We start from the raw sequence: 1,119 nt of genomic DNA, 5'->3' as shown, positions 1-1,119 counted from the left end.
TGTATGAGGCCTGGACGTTGGTGACGCCAGCATGCAGGCGGCTGGCTGGTGGCCGATCGCCGGCGGCCGAATGGGGTCGATGGTAGTTGTAATGGATGTTCCAGATCTGCAGCGCCTGCCGGCGTTGCAGATCCGAGGTCCATTCCCGGGCGTAGAGGAATTCCTCGGCCAGGATCCGGTTGTAGCGCTCCACTTTCCCGTTGTGTCGCGGCGTGTAGGGTCGGATTCGCTGGTGGCGGGCTCCGTGGAGGACTTTCGCGAAGTCGCGGGCCTTGTAGCAGGCGCCGTTGTCAGTGACGATCCGGTGAACGAACCCGATGCCGTGCGCGGCGAAGAACACCCGTGCCCGGTGCACGAAACCGACAGCAGTGCAGGCTTTCTCGTCGTCGAGAGCCTCGGTGTAGGCCAGCCTCGAGTACCCGTCGACCGCGGAGTGCAAGTAGACATAACCCGCTCGGGCACCACGCTTCTTGGCTCGGGCAGCGGCTTTGGCCTGCTCGGAACCAGCACCGTGTACACGCCAGCCACCACCATCGGGGACCCGGCCGACCTTCTTCACATCGACGTGCACCATGTGCCCTGGCCAGCGGGCCGTGATCCGGCGCGGGGCCCGGTTGCCTTCTCCGGCCGGGTCGATGAATCTGCGCCGGTTCAGCCCCAGATGCGCCAGCTGGCGGGTGACAGTCCGCACCGAGATATCGACACCGGCGGCGTCGAACTCGAACGCGATCCGCCGCGCCGACCACTTGTTACCGCGGCGCATCCGTTCGATATCGGCCACGACCACAGCCGGGGTCGACGACGGCTGACGGTGCGGAACCGACGACCGGTCCTCGAGCCCCAGCTCCCCGAACCTGCGCCACCGGTTCACCCACTTCGACGCGCACTGGCGGGAGATCCCCATCTCGGCGGCGACATGAGCGATCGGGCGGGTCCGACAGCGCTGGACGAGCCGGCGGCGGCCCTCTACGGACAGCGGGGCATTACGGTGGGTCACGGACGGGTCTTTCCGGTTGAACGGACGGAGGATTGGCGTTTTCCATCCTGCCGCCGAAAGACCCGTCCCCTCAGCTCACCCCACCCCAGACGTCACCAACGTCACGACCCGCAACATCTAGG

General features: G+C 66.6%; 1 protein-coding gene. It reads right to left on the bottom strand.

Features of this window, described 5'->3' with window-relative positions:
- Nucleotides 1–997 (bottom strand): IS481 family transposase (locus NMI01S_RS33625; protein WP_157126516.1); only part of this gene is annotated, 997 nt, incomplete at its 3' end.
- Nucleotides 998–1,119 lie beyond the last annotated feature (122 nt).

The organism is Nocardia mikamii NBRC 108933, assembly GCF_001613505.1.
Lineage (GTDB): Bacteria > Actinomycetota > Actinomycetes > Mycobacteriales > Mycobacteriaceae > Nocardia > Nocardia mikamii.
Note: the sequence above shows the minus strand (reverse complement) of the source record. Positions and strands in the feature narration are given on the sequence as shown.